This window comes from Citrobacter sp. Cb028 (genome assembly GCF_030336705.1).
GTDB lineage: Bacteria > Pseudomonadota > Gammaproteobacteria > Enterobacterales > Enterobacteriaceae > Citrobacter > Citrobacter braakii.
Genome location: NZ_JAOWCZ010000034.1, coordinates 1,319,017 through 1,340,369 on the forward strand (window position 1 = coordinate 1,319,017; position 21,353 = coordinate 1,340,369).

At 51.5% G+C, this 21,353-nt stretch carries 23 protein-coding genes; 10 read left to right on the top strand and 13 right to left on the bottom strand.

All coding sequences use genetic code 11. From position 1 onward, the window contains the following. Positions 1-50: 50 nt before the first annotated feature. Positions 51-1,352 (bottom strand): two-component system sensor histidine kinase RstB, encoded by a 1,302-nt coding sequence (rstB, locus tag OGV75_RS16000; RefSeq protein ID WP_016153020.1) that lies wholly within the window; start codon positions 1,350-1,352, stop codon positions 51-53. 65 nt (positions 1,353-1,417) lie between these two features. Here rstB and OGV75_RS16005 point away from each other — a divergent pair, with 65 nt between their 5' ends. Next, positions 1,418-1,762, top strand: coding sequence for a DUF1294 domain-containing protein (locus tag OGV75_RS16005; protein WP_049041453.1), 345 nt, complete (start codon positions 1,418-1,420; stop codon positions 1,760-1,762). 22 nt (positions 1,763-1,784) lie between these two features. Here the strand turns inward: OGV75_RS16005 and OGV75_RS16010 are convergent, their stop codons facing one another. Beyond that, positions 1,785-2,576, bottom strand: a complete 792-nt coding sequence (locus OGV75_RS16010) for an MBL fold metallo-hydrolase (protein ID WP_200013710.1) — start codon at positions 2,574-2,576, stop codon at positions 1,785-1,787. 190 nt (positions 2,577-2,766) lie between these two features. Between OGV75_RS16010 and OGV75_RS16015 the strand changes: the two genes are divergently transcribed. Continuing rightward, positions 2,767-3,606, top strand: a complete 840-nt coding sequence (locus OGV75_RS16015; protein ID WP_286480894.1) for an aminoglycoside phosphotransferase family protein — start codon at positions 2,767-2,769, stop codon at positions 3,604-3,606. A 120-nt stretch (positions 3,607-3,726) separates the two neighbouring features. Next, a complete protein-coding gene (locus OGV75_RS16020; RefSeq protein ID WP_200013708.1) occupies positions 3,727-4,755 on the top strand; it encodes a HoxN/HupN/NixA family nickel/cobalt transporter in 1,029 nt (342 codons plus the stop codon). A gap of 148 nt (positions 4,756-4,903) precedes the next feature. Here the strand turns inward: OGV75_RS16020 and rstA are convergent, their stop codons facing one another. After that, positions 4,904-5,647: a two-component system response regulator RstA gene (rstA, locus tag OGV75_RS16025; RefSeq protein WP_016153025.1), complete on the bottom strand. Its 744-nt coding sequence runs from the start codon at positions 5,645-5,647 to the stop codon at positions 4,904-4,906. Between the two features lie 117 nt (positions 5,648-5,764). On the opposite strand from rstA, the gene OGV75_RS16030 reads away from it, so the two are divergent. Further along, complete coding sequence (locus OGV75_RS16030; protein ID WP_016153026.1) at positions 5,765-6,100, top strand: GlpM family protein; 336 nt, start codon at positions 5,765-5,767, stop codon at positions 6,098-6,100. On the opposite strand, the gene folM is transcribed toward OGV75_RS16030, so the two are convergent. The 3 genes from folM to ydgH all read right to left on the bottom strand — a co-directional run bounded on the left by folM (position 6,097) and on the right by ydgH (position 9,427). Beyond that, positions 6,097-6,819, bottom strand: a complete 723-nt coding sequence (gene folM, locus OGV75_RS16035; protein WP_019076752.1) for a dihydromonapterin reductase — start codon at positions 6,817-6,819, stop codon at positions 6,097-6,099. The genes OGV75_RS16030 and folM overlap by 4 nt on opposite strands. Positions 6,820-6,855: 36 nt before the next feature. After that, positions 6,856-8,238 (bottom strand): amino acid permease, encoded by a 1,383-nt coding sequence (locus tag OGV75_RS16040; protein ID WP_016153028.1) that lies wholly within the window; start codon positions 8,236-8,238, stop codon positions 6,856-6,858. Between the two features lie 244 nt (positions 8,239-8,482). Beyond that, positions 8,483-9,427, bottom strand: a complete 945-nt coding sequence (gene ydgH, locus OGV75_RS16045; RefSeq protein WP_016156455.1) for a DUF1471 family protein YdgH — start codon at positions 9,425-9,427, stop codon at positions 8,483-8,485. Between the two features lie 525 nt (positions 9,428-9,952). On the opposite strand from ydgH, the gene pntA reads away from it, so the two are divergent. The 3 genes from pntA to OGV75_RS16060 all read left to right on the top strand — a co-directional run bounded on the left by pntA (position 9,953) and on the right by OGV75_RS16060 (position 14,237). Further along, positions 9,953-11,482 (top strand): Re/Si-specific NAD(P)(+) transhydrogenase subunit alpha, encoded by a 1,530-nt coding sequence (pntA, locus tag OGV75_RS16050; RefSeq protein ID WP_029139532.1) that lies wholly within the window; start codon positions 9,953-9,955, stop codon positions 11,480-11,482. Positions 11,483-11,492: 10 nt separating this feature from the next. Further along, positions 11,493-12,881 carry a Re/Si-specific NAD(P)(+) transhydrogenase subunit beta gene (gene pntB, locus OGV75_RS16055; RefSeq protein WP_286480895.1) on the top strand — a complete coding sequence of 463 codons (1,389 nt, stop codon included), beginning with the start codon at positions 11,493-11,495 and terminating at the stop codon, positions 12,879-12,881. Between the two features lie 159 nt (positions 12,882-13,040). Then, positions 13,041-14,237 (top strand): multidrug effflux MFS transporter, encoded by a 1,197-nt coding sequence (locus OGV75_RS16060; RefSeq protein ID WP_131379293.1) that lies wholly within the window; start codon positions 13,041-13,043, stop codon positions 14,235-14,237. Positions 14,238-14,262: 25 nt separating this feature from the next. Here OGV75_RS16060 and OGV75_RS16065 read toward each other — a convergent pair whose 3' ends face one another. Further along, on the bottom strand, positions 14,263-15,297 hold the full coding sequence (locus OGV75_RS16065) for an AI-2E family transporter (RefSeq protein ID WP_065554464.1): 1,035 nt from the start codon (positions 15,295-15,297) through the stop codon (positions 14,263-14,265). A gap of 138 nt (positions 15,298-15,435) precedes the next feature. Between OGV75_RS16065 and OGV75_RS23645 the strand changes: the two genes are divergently transcribed. The 3 genes from OGV75_RS23645 to mdtI all read left to right on the top strand — a co-directional run bounded on the left by OGV75_RS23645 (position 15,436) and on the right by mdtI (position 16,395). Continuing rightward, complete coding sequence (locus OGV75_RS23645; RefSeq protein WP_085951052.1) at positions 15,436-15,606, top strand: protein YdgV; 171 nt, start codon at positions 15,436-15,438, stop codon at positions 15,604-15,606. Between the two features lie 107 nt (positions 15,607-15,713). Next, a complete protein-coding gene (gene mdtJ / locus OGV75_RS16070; RefSeq protein WP_161623250.1) occupies positions 15,714-16,079 on the top strand; it encodes a multidrug/spermidine efflux SMR transporter subunit MdtJ in 366 nt (121 codons plus the stop codon). Next, the gene (gene mdtI, locus OGV75_RS16075) at positions 16,066-16,395 is read left to right on the top strand and encodes a multidrug/spermidine efflux SMR transporter subunit MdtI (protein WP_046276327.1); all 330 of its coding nucleotides are present in this window, start codon (positions 16,066-16,068) and stop codon (positions 16,393-16,395) included. Before mdtJ ends, mdtI begins: the two co-directional genes overlap by 14 nt. A gap of 34 nt (positions 16,396-16,429) precedes the next feature. Here the strand turns inward: mdtI and OGV75_RS16080 are convergent, their stop codons facing one another. The 6 genes from OGV75_RS16080 to msrP all read right to left on the bottom strand — a co-directional run bounded on the left by OGV75_RS16080 (position 16,430) and on the right by msrP (position 21,220). Then, positions 16,430-17,251 carry a trypsin-like serine peptidase gene (locus tag OGV75_RS16080; protein WP_016156459.1) on the bottom strand — a complete coding sequence of 274 codons (822 nt, stop codon included), beginning with the start codon at positions 17,249-17,251 and terminating at the stop codon, positions 16,430-16,432. Between the two features lie 100 nt (positions 17,252-17,351). After that, the gene (gene ydgU / locus OGV75_RS23650) at positions 17,352-17,435 is read right to left on the bottom strand and encodes a small membrane protein YdgU (protein ID WP_049259791.1); all 84 of its coding nucleotides are present in this window, start codon (positions 17,433-17,435) and stop codon (positions 17,352-17,354) included. 86 nt (positions 17,436-17,521) lie between these two features. Further along, positions 17,522-17,917 (bottom strand): acid resistance repetitive basic protein Asr, encoded by a 396-nt coding sequence (asr, locus tag OGV75_RS16085; RefSeq protein WP_003028934.1) that lies wholly within the window; start codon positions 17,915-17,917, stop codon positions 17,522-17,524. A 137-nt stretch (positions 17,918-18,054) separates the two neighbouring features. Then, positions 18,055-19,542: a carboxypeptidase M32 gene (locus OGV75_RS16090; protein WP_016153037.1), complete on the bottom strand. Its 1,488-nt coding sequence runs from the start codon at positions 19,540-19,542 to the stop codon at positions 18,055-18,057. A 46-nt stretch (positions 19,543-19,588) separates the two neighbouring features. Next, complete coding sequence (msrQ, locus tag OGV75_RS16095; RefSeq protein ID WP_019076758.1) at positions 19,589-20,215, bottom strand: protein-methionine-sulfoxide reductase heme-binding subunit MsrQ; 627 nt, start codon at positions 20,213-20,215, stop codon at positions 19,589-19,591. Beyond that, a complete protein-coding gene (msrP, locus tag OGV75_RS16100; protein WP_019076759.1) occupies positions 20,216-21,220 on the bottom strand; it encodes a protein-methionine-sulfoxide reductase catalytic subunit MsrP in 1,005 nt (334 codons plus the stop codon). Between the last annotated feature and the right edge of the window lie 133 nt (positions 21,221-21,353).

Consider the following 21,353-nt stretch of genomic DNA (forward strand, 5'->3'; position numbering starts at 1 on the left):
ATACTTTTTTATAGCACAACCTACACCATTTGACCACCGAGCCGAATGGGTCAGGCAGCTGAAATTTCAGGAATGTTATGCCAGACGGGCCAACTGAAACAAAAGCGGGCGCCGCCGAGTTCACTTTCATCACAAACGACCGTACCGCCCATAGCCAATGCGATCGAGTGAACAATGGCTAGCCCAAGCCCGCAACCACCGGTCGCCCGGTCACGGCTGGGGTCAAGGCGTACAAACGGTTCAAAAACCTGTTCGCGAGCGTCTGGAGCAATACCGGGACCGTCATCTTCCACAACCAGCGTCGCCTGATTGCCGTTCAATAACAGGCTTGCTTGCACCGTAGACTGGCAATAGCGCAGGGCGTTATTCAGTAGATTATCCAGTACGCGCTCCATCAGGCGCATATCCAGCGCGCCGTAGTCGCCAATATTAAGATGGCGTAAGCGCACCGCACGCTCAGGGTTTACGCTTTGCACATCCTCCAGATGGGTTGTCAGCCAAACGGCCAAGTCCGGTACGCTGAGCTTCAGTTCATTTTGCGGGCGGTCCAGCCGGGCATAGGTCAGTAATTCTTCGATTAACCCTTCCAGTTGACCAATATCGCGATTCAGCGCCTGGGATTCCTGCGCGGTGAGGTTATCACTCATTTCCAGACGATAACGTAGGCGTACCAGTGGGGTACGAAGCTCATGGGCAATGCCATCGATAAGTTGTTTCTTACTGGCGATTAGCGCATTGATATTGTCTGCCATCTGGTTAAACGCGATACCCAATCGCTCAAAGCTGGAACCGCTGTCAAAATGGAGGCGTTCGCCCAGATGTCCTTCCCCAAAACGCTGTGCAGCAGCTTCCAGTCGCAGCATTTCCTGCCAGTGCGGTCGCATCCAGATAAGTACCGGAAAGGCCAGCGAGATGGCAATAAACGCCATCAACGCGATGTCCAGCAAGCGCATTTGATGGAGAAAATAGAGATAGGGAAGCGGGCCGACGGCCAGCACGTAATGGCTGCGTGGGATCCGTTGAATAAATGTGTACTGATCGTCAAGCGCCACGATATCGCCTTCGCGCAAACGTTGCATTGTTTGAACGTCCAGCGTGTACTTATTTAGCGGTTCAACGCGCAGGTCAAAGGAGAGGTTCAAATCCATCTCCTTCAGCGTTTTACCCCAGTCACGTGGCGGGATCTCGCGAAGCTCGCTGCGCATCAGGTATAACGAGCTTTTCATTAAATCGTCGAGCGATTGTCTGCCTGCGCGCTCTGCGGTGAATTTATAGACCAGGCCGACCAGCAGGGTCATCACCAGAAAGCAGACAAACAGCAGGAGATAAAACTGTACAAACAGCTTCTTCATAAAAAATCACCGAATACATAATATAATGCTCACCGATACTCTCAAAATTGCTGTGATATAAAAATATGAATTTCAATCGCTGTTGTTATTTACTACTTATTTTCGCAGCGTTAGGCTGCATTTTCACCTCGCATCCCTTTGTTATATGGTTTTTGCTCGCCAACATACTGACGTTGGCAATGTACGGTGCGGATAAAATGGCAGCGCGCAGGGCCTGGCGCCGAGTACCAGAGTCCACTTTGCTGCTGTTTGGCGTTGTTGGCGGGTGGGGGGGCGCGATAGCCGCTCAACAACTCTTTCGCCATAAAACACAAAAACAGCCATTCAAAACCTACTTCATTATCAGTGTGATAGTGAATGTGTCTGTCATCGGAGCGGCCTATCATTTCTATCCCATTTCATCCTGGTGAACGTCAGTGACAGGCAGCCTGCTTACTTGAGACAGGAAACGTACTTTTCACCTGAGCGCTGCACGATGTCATCGGCATTTTTCGTTATGTCTTTCCCTTCAAACGCGCCATAGAGTTGCTTAAATTTCACCGTACTCAGGCGGTGGGTAATGTCGCTGACCGTTGCGGCTGGCAATGGCAACATATTGGGGTAGCTCCACATAAAGGAGACGGCATGCGCCCCAGGGGTGACCTGAACGATATCGCCGGAAAGCACCACGCCTTCATCTCGCGCCCAGTGCAGAACGCAGCCGCCAGCAAAGTGTCCGCCGAGGCGTATCACACTGACGTCGCGTGTCAGTTCCAGGGTGTCGCCATCCCAAAATTTAATCCATGGGCTGTCGCGCATTACCCACTTGCGGTCGTTGGTATGGAGATAAATGGGAGCGTTAAATTCGTCAGCCCAGTCTTGCATGGTGGTGTAGTAATGAGGATGCGAAATCGCGATGGCCTTAAGCCCGCCCAGGGACGTTATTAGCATTTTTGTGGCGTCGTCGAGCGTGGCAATGCAGTCCCATAAAATATTGCCTTCCGGAGTACGCAGAATAAACGCCCGTTGATCAATTGCAAAACCAGGAACGGTGCGGATGCTGAGGAGGGCGCTGTCATGCTGCCGCCACTTATTTGTGTGCGAAGCACAAAGTGCGACAAAATCGACCCATTCCTGCCCGGTCGCGGGAACATACTGACGTTCGTCCTGGCAGATATCGCAATGTTCAGGAAGGGCGTCTGCCACCTCATAGGATGTTCCACAGGCTTTGCATAACGTGATCATCGTGTCTTCCTCTCTTGAAAAAACACAGTCAGCATGGCACACCGATACGCAAGGGTGTGGTCTTTCGTGCTCTACACGATAAGCCAGGAATGGTGGGCGTGGGTCGTTGTGGCCCAACCAGCAGAAAGCAGGAATAATGTCTACACCGTCCCTGTCGAGAGTCATTTCCGGCGAAAAATGAGGATAATGTTTGGAAAATAGTCTGTTCAACACCTGGCTCAGCCGTTGGGGACTTACTCCTGATGGCCAACCGTTTGAGACGCACACATCACAGCTTTTGCCCGTGGTGACCAAAGATGGTCAGAAAGCCATACTCAAACTCACCGACGATGACAGTGAACGAAACGGCTGCGAACTAATGGTCTGGTGGAACGGGAATGGTGCTGCGAAAGTGCTTGCTCATGCAGCAGGGGCGATTCTGTTAGAACGTGCAACAGGGGCGGGGTCTTTAGCGGACATGTCCTGGTCTGGCAATGATGCGCAGGCCTGTCGCATTATTTGCCATGCAGCCAGTCGACTCCATCTCCCCCGGAATGCGTCAACGCCTGCGTTAACACCGCTACTTTATTGGTTTCGCGATCTGGCTCCTGCCGCGAAAAAGCATGGCGGCATCCTGACGCATTGTGCAGAGGTGGCAAACGTATTGCTCTCCTCTCCCCAGAATGAAGTCGTATTGCACGGTGACTTACACCACGGCAATATTCTTGATTTCGGAACGAAAGGATGGCTGGCTATCGATCCTAAAGGGCTGGTGGGCGAGCGTGGCTTTGATTACGCCGATATTTTTACTAATCCCGATCTTGCCGATCCCACCAAACCTGTCGCCATTGAGCCAGAAAGATTCGCACAACGGGTAAATATTGTGTCTGAAATCGCGAGGATTGAACGGCAACGTTTGCTGATGTGGATTATTGCCTGGTGTGGGTTGTCGTCTGCCTGGTTTCTGCAAGAAGGAGACTGCGCCACGATACCCCTGCGCATCGCAGAGTTAGCGAGCGCGGAACTCGCTTTTGGGGGTAATCAATTTTGATCTACGACACTGGGCTGGTAATTCTTTAGAGTTATCATTAGCCTGGTAAATGTTTTATTAATCAATCAGTGAACGGCGGTGTAATGTGTTTTTTAGCGCAAATTTGACAGGCTGTGAGCAATGAACGCATTGTTTTTATTATTAAAAAAACGCCCGAACATTATTTTGTTGATGGTCTTACTCATCGGGGCAAACATCGTGGCGTGGCTGTGGGCTTACAGCGCGTTTAGCAACAACACGTCGTTACTGGCGCTTAGTTTGATCGCGTGGTGCTATGGTTTGCGCCATGCTGTTGATGCCGATCATATCGCCGCGATAGATAGCGCTACGCGTAAACTCATGCAGCAGAAAAAACGCGCCCTGACGACGGGAGCCTGGTTTTCTCTGGGGCATTCTACCATTGTGGTACTGGCAAGCATTGGCATTGCGTTGACCACCAGCGTGTTTAAGCAACACATGGCATGGTTTCAGAATGTCGGCGGTCTGATAGGTACCACGGTCTCTGCCGTATTTCTGCTGATTCTGGCTACCATTAATCTCGTTATATTCTGTCATGTCTGGAAGGCTTTTCGTCATCTAAAACGCACCGGTACTTACGATGGCACCACAGAGGAAATGACAGTTTCAGGCCCGCTGAACTGGCTTTTCCGCTCGGCGTTTCGGCTGGTAGGCAAAGACTGGCATATGTATTTTGTCGGCTTTTTGTTTGGCCTGGGTTTTGATACCGCTACTGAAATTTCTCTGCTCGGAATTTCTGCTTCAAGCGCGTCCAGTGGCATGTCGGTGTGGTCAATTCTCGTGTTCCCGACGCTGTTTACCTGCGGCATGGCGCTGATTGACTGCCTTGACAGTATCCTGATGGTTGAGGCCTACGGATGGGCATTCAATAAGCCGCAGCGTAAGCTCTATTACAATATGACCATCACCGGGACCTCGGTAATTGTTGCGCTTTTTATTGGCGGGCTGGAGGCGCTGGGGCTTCTCTCTGACGCATTTTCGCTCCAGGGAGGTTTGTGGGATACCGTCAGCGAGTTGAGTGACCATATGGGGAATGTCGGGTTTGCGATTATTGGCGTCTTTATCGGCTGCTGGATTATTTCTGCAATAAATTACCGTTGGAAAAAATACGACGGGCTGACGTTTAGTTGACACAAAAGAAAGCCTTCCGTGCAAGGGAAGGCTTGGATCTTACTTGAGGGCTGACTAATTCGCGGTGATGATACTCACCATCTTCATCACCCAAATCTGGATGATATTAAAAGTGACGGTGTAACGTATAATGGTCGGCCCGGAGGGATTACATTTGAGGTTCATCGTCCCAGGCGTGCGGTGCGAACAGATAACCTTTGTTGCGCACCGTTTTGATTCGATAGGGTTCAGTCGCGTTATCGAGCAGTTTTTTGCGTAACCGGGAAATCGCGACATCAACGCTGCGATCCATGCCGTCATAACTTACGCCGCGCAGGTTCTTCAGCAGCGCATCGCGGTCCATAATTTGCCCGGCATGGGTTGCCAGCTCCCACAGTAATTCAAAATCTGCGGTGGAGAGTGAGACTTGCTCGCCGCCGAGCAGCACCGAACGATTGGTTGGGTCGATAGTGAGTGTGCCAAAGCGCAGCGTTGTGTGCGGCGTGATGGTTGCCGCCTGAATGCCTTTAGACTGGACTGAGTGTTCATTCTGGCGCAGATGCAGACGCAGGCGAGCAAGCAGTACAGCTGGCGGCGTTGTCTTCAGAATATAGTCACAGGCACCCATTTCCAGCGCCAGAATATGGTTCATATCGCTGTCCAGCGAGGTGAGCAGGACAATTGGACCCTGCCAGCGTCCGCGCAAATCGCGGCAGATAGTCATCCCATCTTTGCCCGGCAGCATGATATCTAATAACACCAAATCGGGTTGAACTTGCAGGATTTTCTCCTCGGCCAAATCACCTCGAGGCTCAACGATAACCTCAATATCATGCCGGGCCAGATAGGCTGCAATCAGCGAGCCAACTTCGGGATCATCTTCAACAAATACGATGGTGTTCATATCATTCATTTTGAATATAAAACGCCAACATACACCGCCCCGGTTTTTCCTTCCATTAATCTTTTCTAAACAAGAACGCTTCCGTTATGCTAGGGGCTGATGTTATTGATGTGTTAAGGCAGAGTGATGGGACTCGTTATAAAAGCGGCGCTCGGTGCGCTGGTGGTGGTGTTGATTGGTGTGCTGGCGAAAACAAAGAACTACTATATTGCCGGATTAATTCCGTTGTTCCCGACCTTTGCGTTGATTGCCCACTATATCGTGGCCAGTGAACGTGGGATCGAAGCGTTGCGTACAACCATTGTCTTCAGCATGTGGTCGATTATTCCCTATTTTGTCTACCTCGTTTCGCTGTGGTATTTCACCGGATTTATGCGCTTACCCGTTGCGCTCGGCGGTTCAGTGGTGTGCTGGGGCCTGAGCGCATGGTTGCTTATTTTTTGTTGGATTAAACTGCACTAACGCAGATGACGTCCGCCATCAAGGGCAAAACTACGCCCGGTGACAAAACAGCTGGTCAACAGATAGTCAATTAAATCAATGACCTCTTTTTCACCCGGCGCTGTTTTCATCAGTGATTTGTTCAATGCCTGCTGACGATACTCTGCATCGTCACCCTCGTTAAACAGGATTAGCGAGGGGGCAATCGCGTTCACTTTCACTTCCGGTGCCAGTTTGCGCGCGAACGAGCGGGTCATGTTGTCCAGCGCCGCTTTGCTGGCAGCATAAGCAATGTGCTTATCGCTGCCACGCTCTACAACATAATCCGTAAAATGGATAATATCGCTGGCCGCGTGTCCATGCCCGCGCAGCAATCCTTCCAGCGCGTGGTTGAGCAGGTAGGGGGTATTGACGTGAATCTGCATCATGGCTGACAGCACTTCGGTTAACGGCGCACCGGGCTTTTCTGCAAGCCAGGCACTGGCATTATGCACAATACCGCGCAGGCCATCCGTCTGTGCTTTGACCTCATCCGCAAAGGCCAGTACGCCTTCATCGGTGGAAAAATCAGCCTGGATACACAGCGCCCCCGCATCTCGCAGGCCATCAATAGCCGGATAATGCGTGCGGTAGCTAACGATAACTGGCTGTTTTTGATTAATAAAGTGCCATGCGACGGCGAGGCCGATACGTCGACCTCCTCCGGTGATAAGAATTGGCAAAGGGGGTTTTTTACCCATCGTAATCTCCATGTGTCGCGAACGATGGGGACAATGTTACCCCATCAACATCCAGGTCGCCGGAACAGCAGCAACAAGCAGCAGGCCGATCAGCGCCATTTCCTGGCGTTTTAATACGTTTTCATGCGCGTGTGTTTTACGGGCATAAAGGAAGACCAGCAGCCCTGGCGCATACAGCACCACAGACAGCAGCAGGTGCATCGGACCTGACGCATACAATAACCATATGCCATAAATACTCGCTCCGATACCGACAGCCTTATGAATTGGACGAGTGGCAATTTTCAGCAGAAATGCGCCGACCAGTAAATAGGGCACCAGAATCATTTCTGAGGCGATGGTTAATAACGTATTGTAGTCGGAACCTGTGAGCCAGATCAGCACCAGGCAAATCTGTACGCAGATGTTGGTCAGCCACAGCGACGCCGATGGCGCGCCTTGCGCGTTCTGCCGCGCAAAAATGCGTGGAAACGCTTTGTGCGTGGAGGCGAGGAACGGCACTTCCGCCGCCATAATCGTCCAGCTTAAATAAGCACCGCACACGGAGACAATCAGACCTGCGGCAATAATAATTTCCCCCCATGGCCCCATCATTTTCACCATCAGACCGGCCATTGACGGGTTGCGGATCTCCGCCAGTTCGGGACGTGCGACAACGCCCAGAGACAGCAGGGTGACAAGCAGGTAAACGCCCAGCGCGGCGAGTACCGCCAGCAGCGTAGCGCGTCCGACGTCGCGTTTGTTTCTGGCACGAGCTGAAACCACCACCGCGCCTTCCACACCGATGAAAACCCACAGGGTGATGAGCATGGTGTTTTTTACCTGCTCCCAGACGGGAACGCCCAACGCTACGCCGGTAAAATCGAGGGTAAAGGTGTCGAGCTTAAACAGCATAAACGCCAGCACGATAAACAGACCAAGCGGCAGTAATTTCGCCAGCGTCGCCACCAGGTTAATACTGGCTGCCGTTTGCACACCACGCAGCACCAGAAAATGGACTACCCACAACAGCACCGATGCGCCAACAATCGACTGCCAGGTATTACCGTCGCCAAACAGACGTAACTCCGGCGTGTCGGTAAAGAAGCTGAGCGCAGAGAAAACGATCACCAGATACGAAACGTTAGCGATAACAGCACACAGCCAGTATCCCCACGCGGAGCAGAAGCCAATCAGCTCACCGAAACCTTCACGTGCATAGGTAAATATGCCGCCATCCAGTTCAGGACGGATACGCGTCAGAATCAGCATGGCAAAGGCGAGCAAAAGGATACCCGCACCGGTAATCGCCCAACCAATCAGTAATGCAGCCGGGCTTGCTACCGCCGCCATATTTTGTGGCAGGCTGAAAACACCAGCGCCGAGCATTGAGCTTAAAACCAGCGCGGTGAGTGCGCTCAGACCCAATTTCTTTTCCATTTGTATCCAGTGACAAAAACGAGAGTGAGAGAATAATTATTTTGGCAAACCGCATAAAAATGGTGAAAGCCACTAAGGCGCGGGATTTTACGGAGAGAAGAGAACGCATGCAATGGGGATAGAGAGATTTGTGACTAATAGTGTGAAAAGTAGTCTTAATACTGCTGTTTTTGTTTCGCCCGAGGGGAGGATGGCGGGAAATTATCAGGTCTACAAGGCTGTAGACCTGATAAGGTACTGAGTATTACTTATACAGGTCAGCGCTGATGGTCATGTTATTACCACGTTCAGACCACTGGCGGGTGATGTGATAATACTTAGCGCCTTTCTTCGCTGCGCGTTTGGCAACCTGGTAAGAGATTTCAGTCATGTTGCCATAGTTACCGGTGAACTTGATGCTGTCGAACGGCACCATCATAGCGGCGGTTGCTTTGTTCAGTTCTTCAACTTTGGTTCCATCCGGCAGCGTGACAGTGTAACGCCCACCTTTGGTGGATTGCGTTTCGAAGAAACGACCGACTTCAGCGCTCGGAGACGCGGTAGTCGCAACGCCTGGGATCTCAACTTTCTTCGCGGCTTCGCCACCGGCAGCTAATGCGGCACGTCCGGCATCTGAATCTGCTGGGATCGCATCAGGGCTTTGTACTACGCGTTTTTTCGCATCAGCTTTATAGATAAATGCGGTAATACGCTGGTTGCCGCCCTGGTTGGCATCGACCTGGCGCACGATGTAGAAGGAGTAAGCGCCTTTCTCTTTCGCTGCTTTGGTGATGGCATCGTTCACTTCAGGCTGGCTGCGGTAGAAACCCTGCACCGTAACGGTATCGAATGGTTCTATCAGAACGGCTTGATCTTTCGGTAATTCCATAACGCCGTTAATGACACGGTTTTTGGACGCTTCCGCTTTTTCAGCATCGGCTTTATAGATGTCGGCTACAACGCGCCAGTTACCGCCGCTGCCAAAATCTGAGGTATCAACAACATAAAAGGAGGCTGCACCGTCTTTATCTGCACGGCGTGATACGGCGGTCACCGCGTCACCGATAGCATTAAAACGACCGGTAACCACAATGCGGTCATAGGGTTTCAGGGCAGCCGCTTGCTCCGGCGTCAATTCTGTCGCTGCATTTACAGAAAAAGCAGTCGCAGAAATAAGTGCGGACGCCAGGAGAGTGTTCTTAAGCTTCATAAAAATAATCCTTCGCCTTGCGCAAACCAGGTACTGGTATTGTTATTGACTAGAAACGTCGCTGATTATTGCATTTAAATTGTGTCAGTGTCTGCGTCATTTTTCACTCATCGTGCCACGTGACGTAACAACACAGATAACATTTTGTGATATGTCGAAAATTTCGGCGTTTGGCGACCAAAACTGATAAAGCAGTTGAATTTCATAAGTTAATTTAATGTTAATCAATTGTTTTTGGCAGGCACGTAATCATGTTTTGCCGCTTCGCTTGAGCGAATTATCAGCCTTTGTGGGCTATTTTTAGGGTATTTTATCTGCCAGCGGTTCGATTCATCTCTATTTCGCGAATTTCATAATAAATACTGTTTTTTGGCGCTAGATCACAGGCGTCATTTTCAGTAGGTTATACAGAGTTTGTTACTGTTTTATTTTATTGGGGTAACACTGACCTCTTTCGAGAGTGCGCGCATGCCTCGTGCGAACATTGATAAACCATCATCACAAATACAGATGGAAGGGAACATTATGCGAATTGGCATACCAAGAGAACGGTTAACCAATGAAACCCGCGTCGCAGCTACGCCGAAGACGGTTGAGCAGCTGCTTAAGTTGGGTTTCAGCGTCGCGGTTGAAAGCGGTGCAGGTCAACTGGCAAGTTTTGACGATAAGGCGTTTGTACAAGCAGGCGCAGAAATTGTTGACGGAAATGCCGTCTGGCAGTCAGAGATCATCCTGAAGGTCAACGCGCCGGAAGAGGCGGAAATCCCGTTGCTCAACCCGGGCACGACGCTGGTGAGTTTTCTTTGGCCCGCGCAAAACCCTGAGTTATTGCAAAAGCTGGCAGAGCGCAACGTGACGGTTATGGCGATGGACTCCGTGCCGCGTATTTCGCGCGCGCAGTCGCTTGATGCCTTAAGCTCGATGGCGAATATCGCCGGGTATCGGGCCATTGTTGAAGCCGCTCATGAATTTGGCCGCTTCTTCACCGGCCAGATCACCGCCGCGGGCAAGGTTCCACCTGCCAAGGTCATGGTGATTGGTGCGGGTGTGGCTGGTCTGGCAGCTATCGGTGCGGCAAACAGCCTGGGCGCTATCGTTCGTGCTTTTGACACTCGTCCGGAAGTGAAAGAACAAGTTCAGAGTATGGGCGCTGAGTTCCTCGAACTGGACTTTAAAGAAGAGGCCGGCAGCGGCGACGGTTACGCCAAGGTGATGTCCGAAGCGTTCATCAAAGCTGAAATGGCGCTCTTCGCCGCACAGGCGAAAGACGTTGATATTATCGTTACCACCGCGTTGATTCCGGGCAAACCGGCACCGAAACTGATCACCCGTGAAATGGTCGATTCGATGAAGGCGGGCAGCGTGATTGTCGATCTCGCCGCGCAAAACGGCGGTAACTGCGAATATACCGTGCCCAACCAGGTGACCACCACCGAGAACGGGGTGAAGGTTATCGGTTATACCGATCTGCCAGGCCGACTGCCGACGCAGTCTTCCCAGCTTTATGGCACGAACCTTGTTAACCTGCTCAAGCTGTTGTGTAAAGAGAAAGACGGCAATATCACCGTCGATTTTGACGACGTGGTCGTACGTGGCGTTACGGTGGTTCGCGAGGGTGAAATCACCTGGCCTGCGCCGCCGATCCAGGTTTCTGCTCAGCCGCAGGCTGCGCCAAAAGCCGCGCCCGCGCCGAAAGAAGAGAAAAAACCGGCCTCACCGTGGCGCAAATATGCGTTGATGGCGCTGGTCGTCATACTGTTTGGCTGGCTCGCTGATGTCGCGCCGAAAGAGTTCCTGGGTCACTTTACGGTGTTTGCGCTTTCCTGTGTAGTGGGTTACTACGTGGTCTGGAATGTGTCGCACGCGCTACACACTCCGCTGATGTCCGTGACGAACGCTATCTCCGGGATCATCGTTGTCGGGGCGTTATTGCAAATTGGCCAGGGTGGCTGGGTGAGTTTCCTGAGCTTTATCGCGGTGCTTATTGCCAGCATTAATATTTTCGGTGGCTTCACCGTGACTCAGCGCATGCTGAAAATGTTCCGGAAAAACTAAGGGGTAACATATGTCTGGAGGATTAGTTACAGCTGCATACATTGTTGCCGCGATCCTGTTTATTTTCAGCCTGGCGGGGCTTTCGAAACACGAAACCTCTCAACAGGGTAACAACTACGGTATCGCCGGGATGGCGATTGCGCTGATTGCCACGATTTTTGGCCCGGAGACCGGCAACGTTGCGTGGATCCTGGTGGCGATGATCATCGGCGGCGCGATTGGTATTCGTCTGGCGAAGAAAGTCGAGATGACCGAGATGCCGGAGCTGGTGGCGATTCTGCACAGCTTCGTCGGTCTGGCGGCGGTGCTGGTGGGTTTCAACAGCTACCTGTATCACGACACGGGCCTGGAACCGATTCTGGTGAACATTCACCTGACGGAAGTGTTCCTTGGTATCTTCATCGGTGCGGTGACCTTTACCGGTTCCGTGGTGGCGTTTGGCAAACTGCGCGGTAAGATCTCCTCTAAACCGCTGATGCTGCCGAATCGTCACAAAATGAACCTGGCGGCGCTGGTTGTTTCTTTCCTGCTGCTGGTGGTGTTTGTTCGTACCGAAAGCGTGGGTCTGCAGGTTCTGGCGCTGCTGGTGATGACCATTATTGCGTTAGCTTTTGGCTGGCATCTGGTGGCGTCCATCGGCGGTGCGGATATGCCGGTCGTCGTTTCAATGCTTAACTCCTATTCAGGATGGGCGGCGGCGGCGGCGGGCTTTATGCTCAGCAACGATCTGCTGATCGTCACCGGTGCGCTGGTCGGTTCTTCCGGTGCGATCCTGTCTTACATCATGTGTAAGGCGATGAACCGTTCGTTTATCAGCGTGATTGCCGGTGGCTTTGGTTCTGACGGTTCTTCTACGGGGTCTGATGAAGAAGTCGGTGAGCATCGTGAGATTAATGCGGAAGACACGGCAGAAATGCTGAAGAATTCGCACTCCGTGATAATCACCCCGGGCTATGGCATGGCCGTGGCACAGGCGCAATACCCGGTTGCTGAAATCACCGAGAAACTGCGCGCGCGCGGCATCAAGGTACGTTTCGGTATTCACCCGGTAGCAGGGCGCTTGCCAGGTCATATGAACGTGCTGCTGGCGGAAGCCAAAGTACCCTATGACATCGTGCTGGAAATGGATGAAATCAATGATGATTTCGCCGATACCGATACCGTGCTGGTGATTGGCGCCAACGATACGGTAAACCCGGCGGCGCAGGACGATCCGCGTAGCCCAATGGCCGGTATGCCGGTGCTGGAAGTATGGAAAGCGCAGAACGTTATCGTGTTCAAACGCTCTATGAACACCGGCTATGCTGGCGTGCAGAACCCGCTGTTCTTTAAAGAAAACACCCATATGCTGTTTGGCGATGCCAAAGCCAGCGTGGATGCGATCCTGAAAGCGCTGTAATCGTCAGCGCAAACCAAGACGGCCTCTGCGGAGGCCGTCTTTTTAATACTCCGCTATTCATGATTACCGCTCATAAACCCATACGGTTTTAACCGTCTAATCACCGTAAAACGCCGTGTATATACTGCTTCCTGACTTTTTAGAACATAACAGGGCGCTATGAGTACACGTAAACATGCCTCGTCGGCGGCTATAGCAAGCCAGACTGGTCTTACTTTTATTCTGATCCTCAGTGGCCTGATGGCCTTTGCCTCGCTTTCCACCGACATTTATCTTCCGGCAATGCCGACAATGGCAGAGGATTTGCATGGCAATGTAGAACTGACGATCACCGGTTTTTTGGTAGGTTTCGCCATTGCGCAATTGATTTGGGGGCCGATAAGCGATCATCTGGGACGGCGTAAACCGCTGTTTATTGGCATGGTGCTTTTTATCATCGGCTCCGCAGGATGTGCGATGTCCACGAGTATTACGCAAATTGTTTTCTGGCGAGTTTTTCAGGCGTTTGGGGCCTGTACCGGACCTATGCTGGCGCGGGCGATGATCCGCGATCTCTTTGCACGTACTCGCGCGGCGCAAATGCTTTCAACTCTGGTGCTGGTCATGGCGATTGCGCCAATAGCAGGACCGTTGATTGGCGGACAAATTATTCGCCTGAGCACCTGGCACTCTGTTTTTTGGCTGCTGGCGGTGATAGGGGCGCTGATGTTTATCTCCTTAAACTGGCTGCCGGAAACATTGCCGGAAGAGAAACGGGTGAAAGCTTCTTTAGCTGGCGCATTTCGTAATTATCGTTCGTTATTCGCCAATGGACGTTTTATGCGCTACACCCTGAGCCTGACGTGTTATTACGTTGCCGCGTATGCGTTTATTACCGGTTCGCCGTTTGTTTATATTAGCTATTACCATGTTGAACCACAGCAATACGGCTGGCTGTTTGCGCTCAATATTGTCGGAGTCATGGTCATGAGCGTAGTAAACCGTCGTCTGGTGCAACGGCATTCTCTGGAGCAACTGCTAAAGTATGCGACGATGCTGGCGGCGCTGGCTGCAGTGGCGCTTGCGGTGCTGGTTAAGCTGGAGTCAGGTGGCGTTGAGGCCATTATCATCACCGTTTTTCTGTTTTTCTCAATGAATGGCATTATTGCTGCTACTTCAACCGCTGCTGCGCTGGACGCAGTACCGAGCATCGCCGGTTCAGCCTCCGCGCTGATTGGCGCGTTACAATACGGTAGCGGCATTATCTCGTCATTGCTGCTGGCCGCCTTCAGCGACGGAACGCCATGGACTATGGCCTGGATAATTGCGTTATTTACGTTGTGTAGCGCCGTTCTGGCGCTACGGGCTAAACGATAAAAATGCCCGCAATGGCGGGGCGAATTCACTCTTTATTGAGATCGCTCAGCAACACGGCAATGCTTTGACCACCGTTGGTTTGCTCAAGCGCGATTTTCACGATGATGGTCAGCGGCACAGAAAGCAGCATCCCGACAGGCCCCAGTAACCAGCCCCAGAAGATTAACGACAGAAACACCACCAGCGTAGACAACCCAAGTCCACGTCCCATAATCCGCGGTTCGAGGATATTCCCGAACACCAGGTTAATGACCAGATAACCTGCGAAAACCACTAGGGCGTCATAAAGGCCGCTAAATACCAGCACCTGAGCAATAGGGGGAATGGCGGCCAGCACCGAACCGATATTAGGAATATAGTTGAGCGCAAAGGCCAGCAGTCCCCAGACAAAAGCGAAACGCACGTCGAGTGCGGCGAGCATGCCCCAGGCCACCAACCCGGTCACAATGCTGATCGCCGTTTTGAGCACCAGATAGTGGGAAACACTGTCGATGGCGCGTTGAATCGCCGCCATTCCCTCAATGGGACGACTCATCATTTGTTTGAGTTTGTTGGGTAACTGCGGTACTTCCAGCAGCATAAAAACCACCGTCAACAGCAGTAAAAATATCGATGACATGGCATTAGACAACTGCGCCAGTAAATTGGTCACCAGCGTCATTGCCGCGTTCGGGTCGATATATTTGACGAGTTCATCCACGGAAACGCCGATCCCTACGCGCTGTAACCACGGCTCAAGGTTTTTGAGTGGGATAACCAGTGAAGAGCGATACTGCGGCAGCGTTCGCGCAAGCTCATTTAAGGATGTACCTAAATACGCTAATAGCAACACCATTAGCATCACAATAATAACAATGAGCAATGATACCGCTATTACGCGCGGTATGCGAAGTTTGACCATCCGCTGCACCACGGGGTTAAGCACGACGGCAATAAATAACGCCAGAATAAATGGGACGATGATATCTGCGGCAACGCGGATGCCGCTCAGGATGATAACCAGCATGCCCAGCATAATGACTATTTTTAGGCCGTTAAGCGTGATGATCGGTTTCGCCATGTGTATTCCTGCATTTTTCATTTTTGAATCTGAATAATAATGTGATTTGCGTCGAGCCGTTATAACAAAAATCAAATGGGGCAGGTAAAGAAGTGAAAAGACTTTGAGTTCGCATTGAAGCTATGGTACAAATCATCTGTGTTTAACTACCGAGGACAATTATCATCCGCGATGATGAGAAGCAACACTGCGGATAATTGTAATATTATGGACAATATGTTCAGGATGTTTTTGCGTTTACCTTCACTTCTTCGTACCTCCTCCACTTTCTTGCTTGCGGGTGAGCAACACTGGCGCAACGCGCTTTAGTCCCTTCTTCTGCCTGAGCTGGCGCTGTGCGCTGAGCTAACTAATTTTATTTTTTGGTTTACTGCATGCAGTAGGCCCAAAGGACTATATTCTCAAGCAGGAGAAGCATTATGTTTTACTGGATATTATTAGGTCTGGCCATCGCGGCTGAAATTACTGGTACGCTGTCAATGAAATGGGCAAGTGTCGGTCATGGTAATTCGGGCTTTATTTTAATGCTGGTAATGATTGCCTTATCGTATATTTTTCTCAGTTTTGCCGTTAAAAAAATTGCCCTTGGTGTGGCCTATGCCTTATGGGAAGGTATCGGTATTTTATTTATTACGCTGTTCAGCGTGCTGTTATTTGACGAAACCTTGTCCACGATGAAGGTGGCTGGACTGGTCTCGCTGGTGTTAGGTATTGTGCTGATTAAATCCGGTACACGAAAACCGACAAAGGCGGGCAGAGAGGTGAGCCATGCAGCAGTTTGAGTGGGTTCACGGCGCATGGCTTGGCATAGCCATTGTGCTCGAAATCGTCGCTAACGTCTTTTTGAAATTTTCAGATGGGTTTCGCCGCAAGACTTATGGCGTGCTGTCGCTGGTAGCCGTGTTAGCGGCCTTTAGCGCGCTGTCCCAGGCGGTAAAAGGTATCGACCTTTCTGTTGCCTACGCCTTGTGGGGCGGCTTTGGGATTGCTGCGACGTTAGCGGCAGGTTGGGTATTGTTTGGTCAGCGCCTGAATCATAAAGGCTGGATCGGTTTGGCGCTGCTGCTTGCCGGAATGGTGATGATTAAACTTGCCTGATCTCAGTGCTGCCCGTTACTACGGGCAGCATAGGTTATTCGTTCGCCAACTCATCCAGCTTATCGCGAAAACCGGTCACGGATATGGCGCGATTATCGGCCCGCCAGCGATCTTTCGCCGCCGGAGCGGAGCTTTGTACGCCAATCAACTGCCAGCCAGTATCTGTCTTCAACATCAATGGTGAACCGCTGTCGCCCGGGAGTGTGTCGCACTGGTGCGACAAAACGGTATTCTGCGCCCAACCGGTCACCACGCAATCCTGATGCGTGTACAAGTCATCGAGATGATCTTCCGGGTAACCCGACTGCGTAACTTTACGATCTGCGGTTTTCAGCGCCGCGGTTAATGCCGCTTTATCACCTTCAAATAATGGCAGCGGTGTGATGCCAGAAGGTGGGTAACGCAGCACCACCAGACCAAAATCCCACGGGGCCGCGGAAGGCGGCACAATCCAGCCATCGCCATCGGCTTTTAAACGTTTTCCGAGCGAGGGATCAACCCGTCCTTCAATGCCGTGGATCTCGTAGCGCCAGACACCCTTTTTCGACACGAAGCGTAATGCCACGGCTTTATCCGGCTTGCCTTTCGGGGGGGTGAGTAGGCAGTGTCCGGCAGTCAGTGCCAGTCGTGGTGAAATGAGCGTGGCAGTACACAGGTTACCGCTGGCGGTTTCCAGTTGCCCGATAGCGTCCCAAGGAGATTGCGTTGGGTCAGTCACTTTTATGCGATCGTCATGACCAAAAAACAGCGTTTTTACGTTTTCTGCTTCAGCGCTGGCCGTTGCAGGCTGGTCCGCATGCGCAACGACAGGAAGTAAACAAATTGAACCCAGTAACACAGCAATGGTTTTATGCATATCACACTCTGGTGGGGAATTATGATTTTTAACAGCAAACCCTCAGTTAATACTATAGACGGGACGGCGGGAAAGTGGGAGCAAAATCAGATAACTACACTCAGGATAGATAAAAATGCATGGCAATGAGGGCGCAAATTATCAGGGTAATAAGAATGAACTCAAAGCGGTAATGTGACACCATTTTACCCTCCAAAAGGCGGCGCTAAATCAGGTCGATTTAGCGCCGTATGCTATGGCGTGGGGGACGCCATAGTAACTACAAATGTGTTATGCAGCAGGTTGAGCAGCGGGTTTAGCGGTGTCGTGTTTTACGGCTTTTTTGGTGTGTTTTTTAGCTGCCTGAGCTTTCTGCTCTGGTGCTTTTTGTTCTGCAGCGGGTTTGGTCGCTGCTTTTTTGGTGTGTTTTTTAGCAGCCTGAGCTTTCTGCTCTGGCGCTTTCTGTTCTACAGCCGGTTTTGTGGTGGATTTTTTAGCGTGTTTCTTGGCAGCCTGCGCTTTCTGCGGCGCTGCTTTGTGCTGTTTTTTATGATGAGTGGTTTTTGCCGGAGCTGCTTTGGTGGTTGCAGCAGCAGCCGGAGCGGTGGTAGCAGTTGTTTCAGCAGCAAATGCAGCAGAAGACAGACCCATAGCAGCGGCAACAACCAGAGCTAATACTTTTTTCATTCTCATACCCTCGATTTGGTTTTTCATTCAACCCCACTGCGGGGCCGTTGAAATAACTATATCGCTGTAATCACAGGGCTTCCGTGAGTCATTGGTTTCGGCGTGTAACGATATGTACAATGACTCACGGTATGAGATTACAAATAGCGGGCTTCCAGGTGAGCGCGGAAATAACGGCTGCTGAGCGGCTCTCCGGTGGCCTGGGTAATAAGCTGTTCAGTGGTGAAACGGCTGCCATGCTGCCAGATATTCTGACGTAACCAGTCAAACAGGGCACCAAACTCACCTTGCGCAATAGACTGCTCTAAATCAGGCAATGCGCGCTTAGCGGCACTGAATAACTGCGCCGCATACATGGCGCCTAAAGTATAGGAAGGGAAGTAGCCAAAGCCGCCATCGGTCCAGTGAATATCCTGCATACAACCGTTACGATAGTTGCCGATGGTTGACAGCCCCAGCCAGGACTGCATTTTCTCATTCCACAATGCCGGGATATCATCCACTTCAATATCGCCATTAATGAGCGCGCGTTCGATTTCATAACGCAGGATAACGTGAGCAGGATAGCTCACCTCGTCGGCATCAACACGGATAAAACCGGGTTTAACCTGCTGGTTCCAGGCGATGAAATTGCTTTCTTCAAACGCAGCCTGATCGCCAAAGTGGCGCGTCACAGCAGGAATTAACCGCGTCAGAAATGCTTTACTGCGCCCCAGTTGCATCTCAAAGAACAGACTCTGGGACTCATGAATGGCGGTTGAGCGTGCCAGGGCGATAGGTTGCCCTGACCAACTGTGCGGCAGATTTTGCTCATAGCGGGCGTGACCGGTTTCATGGATCACGCCAAACAGCGCGCTAAGTAATTCGTTTTCATCATAGCGGGTGGTGATACGCACATCTTCAGGTACGCCACCACAGAAGGGGTGCGCACTGATATCCAGTCGACCAGCCGTAAAATCGAATCCCAACTGCGCCATCGTTTCAAGGCCCAACTCTCGCTGGATTGCGGTTGGGAAAGGCCCAACCGGGGCGATGAGCGACTGCTGAGACTGCTTTACCACCACCTTGTTGAGCAGATCCGGTAACCAGCTTTTAACGTCTGCAAACAGGACATCCAATTGGGCACTGGTCATCCCTGGTTCGAATATGTCCAGTAGCGCGTCATAAGGCGAACAGCCTGTGGCTTCCGCACGCAGCCGGGCTTCTTCACGACTGTGCTTCACGACCTCTTTCAGGTTTTCGGAAAATCCCTCCCAGTCATTGGCTGGTCGCTGGCTGCGCCAGGCATGCTCGCAGCGGCTACCCGCGAGTGATTTCGCTTCTACCAACGATTCAGGTAGTAAGGATGCCTGATGATGCAGTCGCGACATTTCGCGCAGGTTGGCTTGCTCAACATCGTTAAGGTCTTCCTGTTGGGCTGCGGCGATCCACGTTGCCACCTTCGGGTCGGTTAACAACTGGTGCTCAAGCACGCTCAGCTCGGCCAGTGCTTCGCCGCGAGCTTTGCTGCCGCCAGATGGCATCATGGTAAACATGTCCCAACTGGCGATTGCCGAGAGGTGGGAGAAGCGAGAGAGCCGCTGGAACGTGCGGGTGAGCTGATGGTAATTATCATTGTTACTCATTTTTTGTTCTCGTTCTGTTTAGGTGTGATGAGAAGTTTACCGTGATTCATTCACTTTTCATAAACACACCTTTGTACCCGACTTTGCGTAACAGCTTTTTATAGCGAAAAGCCAGTAGCACGAGAAAACAGAGGGCATAAATAATGGGGAGCGGTGATAACACTTTTACCGACCACAGATAATGCAGCGGAAGCAAAACGGCCGCCAGGTAGACGTAGTTGTGCAACGTTTGCCAGCGTTTGCCCATTTTACGCTGCGCGGCTTGCGTGGAGGTCAGCGTCAGCAGGAATAAGATTATCCAACCAGTCATGCCCAACGTTAGCCATGGGCGTGAAACCAGTTCACGTCCCAATAATCCCAGATTTTGTATACCCAACTCCAGCAGTGCATAGCTGGTCATATGCAGCGTGGCCCATGCAAAACACCATAACCCTAATAATCGACGGGTGCGATACAACAACGGCTGCTTTGCGTAGCGGGCAAGCGGTGACACCAGCAGGGTAGCAAGCAGAAACTTCAGCGCGGTGATGCCCGTAAAGTGCTGGATATCTTTACCCGGGTCGGCCCCCAACTCACCATGCTGCGCGGCCCAGAAGAGCCATAGCAGGGGTAATAAACCGGCGAGATGCAGCAGTACTTTCAGGCCGGTTATCTGTTTTGCGGTTAACCTCACTTAAAAATACTCCCGTAGATCCATGCCCTGATATAAAGAAGCCACCTCATCGGCATAACCATTAAAAGGCAACGTGGGCTGTCGCTGCACATCGAGAATGCCACCCGAACCGATAAAACGTTCCGTGGCCTGAGACCAGCGGGGGTGATCGACTTGCGGATTTACGTTGGCGTAAAAACCGTATTCGTTAGGTGCCGACATATTCCAGGTCGTCGGCGGCTGTTCACGCGTCAGCTTAATACTGACTATCGATTTAATGCCCTTGAAGCCGTACTTCCAGGGTACGGTCAGGCGTATTGGCGCTCCGTTTTGCGGCGGCAACGCTTTGCCATACACGCCCACGGTCAGAAGGGTAAGCGGGTGCATGGCCTCATCCAGACGTAAACCTTCAACATAGGGATACTTCAACCCGCCACCAATGAAGCGATCTTTCTGGCCGGGCATTTCATCAGGCGCGTAGCGTGTTTCAAAGGCGACGTATTTGGCGTGGCTGGTGGGCTCAACCAGCGCCAATAATTTATGCAAAGGAAAGCCGACCCACGGTACAACCATCGACCACGCCTCAACGCAGCGCATCCGGTAAATACGCTCTTCTAATGGAAAACGAGTCGTCAGCGCATCATGATCCAACGTTAAAGGTTTGTTCACTTCACCGCTGATGGTTAACGTCCAGGGATCGGTTTTCAGGCTACCGGCATTCGCGGCAGGATCGGCTTTATCCAGACCAAATTCGTAGAAATTGTTGTAGCCCGTTACCTTGTCTTCCGGCGTCAAGGGCAGATTGTTTTGCCAGATCTCTGGTTTTGTGAACTCGAGCGGTTTGCCCGCTGGTGCAGACGGGCGATCGTTGCCTTTAAACCAATTCAGCAGACCGGCCTGTGTCGGGGAAGAGAACGAAGCCGCCGCCGCACCTATCCCAAGAGCTTTGAGGATCTGTCGTCGTTGCATAAAAAAAACGGACTCGGCGGTAACATCAGCTTCCCGAAGTGGATGTTTTTTTTGCATAACTTTTCCTTTTTATTTTCATGTTAAGGAAAACAAATCGACGTTTCCCTGTTGATGCCTGACCTATCTATAACGACATACTGGACGCATGCGTATCCCTGATTCCTCACGAAAAGTTAAAAATTTTGTGATA

Excerpts from the sequence above, each read along its gene's own strand:
- ydgH (WP_016156455.1), bottom strand. The coding sequence starts at position 9,427 with ATGAAGCTTAAGAACACTCTCCTGGCGTCCGCACTTATTTCTGCGACT.
- OGV75_RS16065 (WP_065554464.1), bottom strand. The coding sequence starts at position 15,297 with ATGGCGAAACCGATCATCACGCTTAACGGCCTAAAAATAGTCATTATG.
- pntA (WP_029139532.1), top strand. The coding sequence starts at position 9,953 with ATGCGAATTGGCATACCAAGAGAACGGTTAACCAATGAAACCCGCGTC.
- OGV75_RS16040 (WP_016153028.1), bottom strand. The coding sequence starts at position 8,238 with ATGGAAAAGAAATTGGGTCTGAGCGCACTCACCGCGCTGGTTTTAAGC.
- ydgU (WP_049259791.1), bottom strand. The coding sequence starts at position 17,435 with ATGGTGTCACATTACCGCTTTGAGTTCATTCTTATTACCCTGATAATT.
- folM (WP_019076752.1), bottom strand. The coding sequence starts at position 6,819 with ATGGGTAAAAAACCCCCTTTGCCAATTCTTATCACCGGAGGAGGTCGA.
- OGV75_RS16010 (WP_200013710.1), bottom strand. The coding sequence starts at position 2,576 with ATGATCACGTTATGCAAAGCCTGTGGAACATCCTATGAGGTGGCAGAC.
- rstB (WP_016153020.1), bottom strand. The coding sequence starts at position 1,352 with ATGAAGAAGCTGTTTGTACAGTTTTATCTCCTGCTGTTTGTCTGCTTT.
- OGV75_RS16005 (WP_049041453.1), top strand. The coding sequence starts at position 1,418 with ATGAATTTCAATCGCTGTTGTTATTTACTACTTATTTTCGCAGCGTTA.
- OGV75_RS16030 (WP_016153026.1), top strand. The coding sequence starts at position 5,765 with ATGGGACTCGTTATAAAAGCGGCGCTCGGTGCGCTGGTGGTGGTGTTG.
- OGV75_RS16080 (WP_016156459.1), bottom strand. The coding sequence starts at position 17,251 with ATGCATAAAACCATTGCTGTGTTACTGGGTTCAATTTGTTTACTTCCT.
- rstA (WP_016153025.1), bottom strand. The coding sequence starts at position 5,647 with ATGAATGATATGAACACCATCGTATTTGTTGAAGATGATCCCGAAGTT.
- OGV75_RS16090 (WP_016153037.1), bottom strand. The coding sequence starts at position 19,542 with ATGAGTAACAATGATAATTACCATCAGCTCACCCGCACGTTCCAGCGG.
- asr (WP_003028934.1), bottom strand. The coding sequence starts at position 17,917 with ATGAAAAAAGTATTAGCTCTGGTTGTTGCCGCTGCTATGGGTCTGTCT.
- mdtI (WP_046276327.1), top strand. The coding sequence starts at position 16,066 with ATGCAGCAGTTTGAGTGGGTTCACGGCGCATGGCTTGGCATAGCCATT.
- pntB (WP_286480895.1), top strand. The coding sequence starts at position 11,493 with ATGTCTGGAGGATTAGTTACAGCTGCATACATTGTTGCCGCGATCCTG.
- OGV75_RS16060 (WP_131379293.1), top strand. The coding sequence starts at position 13,041 with ATGAGTACACGTAAACATGCCTCGTCGGCGGCTATAGCAAGCCAGACT.
- msrP (WP_019076759.1), bottom strand. The coding sequence starts at position 21,220 with ATGCAAAAAAAACATCCACTTCGGGAAGCTGATGTTACCGCCGAGTCC.
- OGV75_RS16020 (WP_200013708.1), top strand. The coding sequence starts at position 3,727 with ATGAACGCATTGTTTTTATTATTAAAAAAACGCCCGAACATTATTTTG.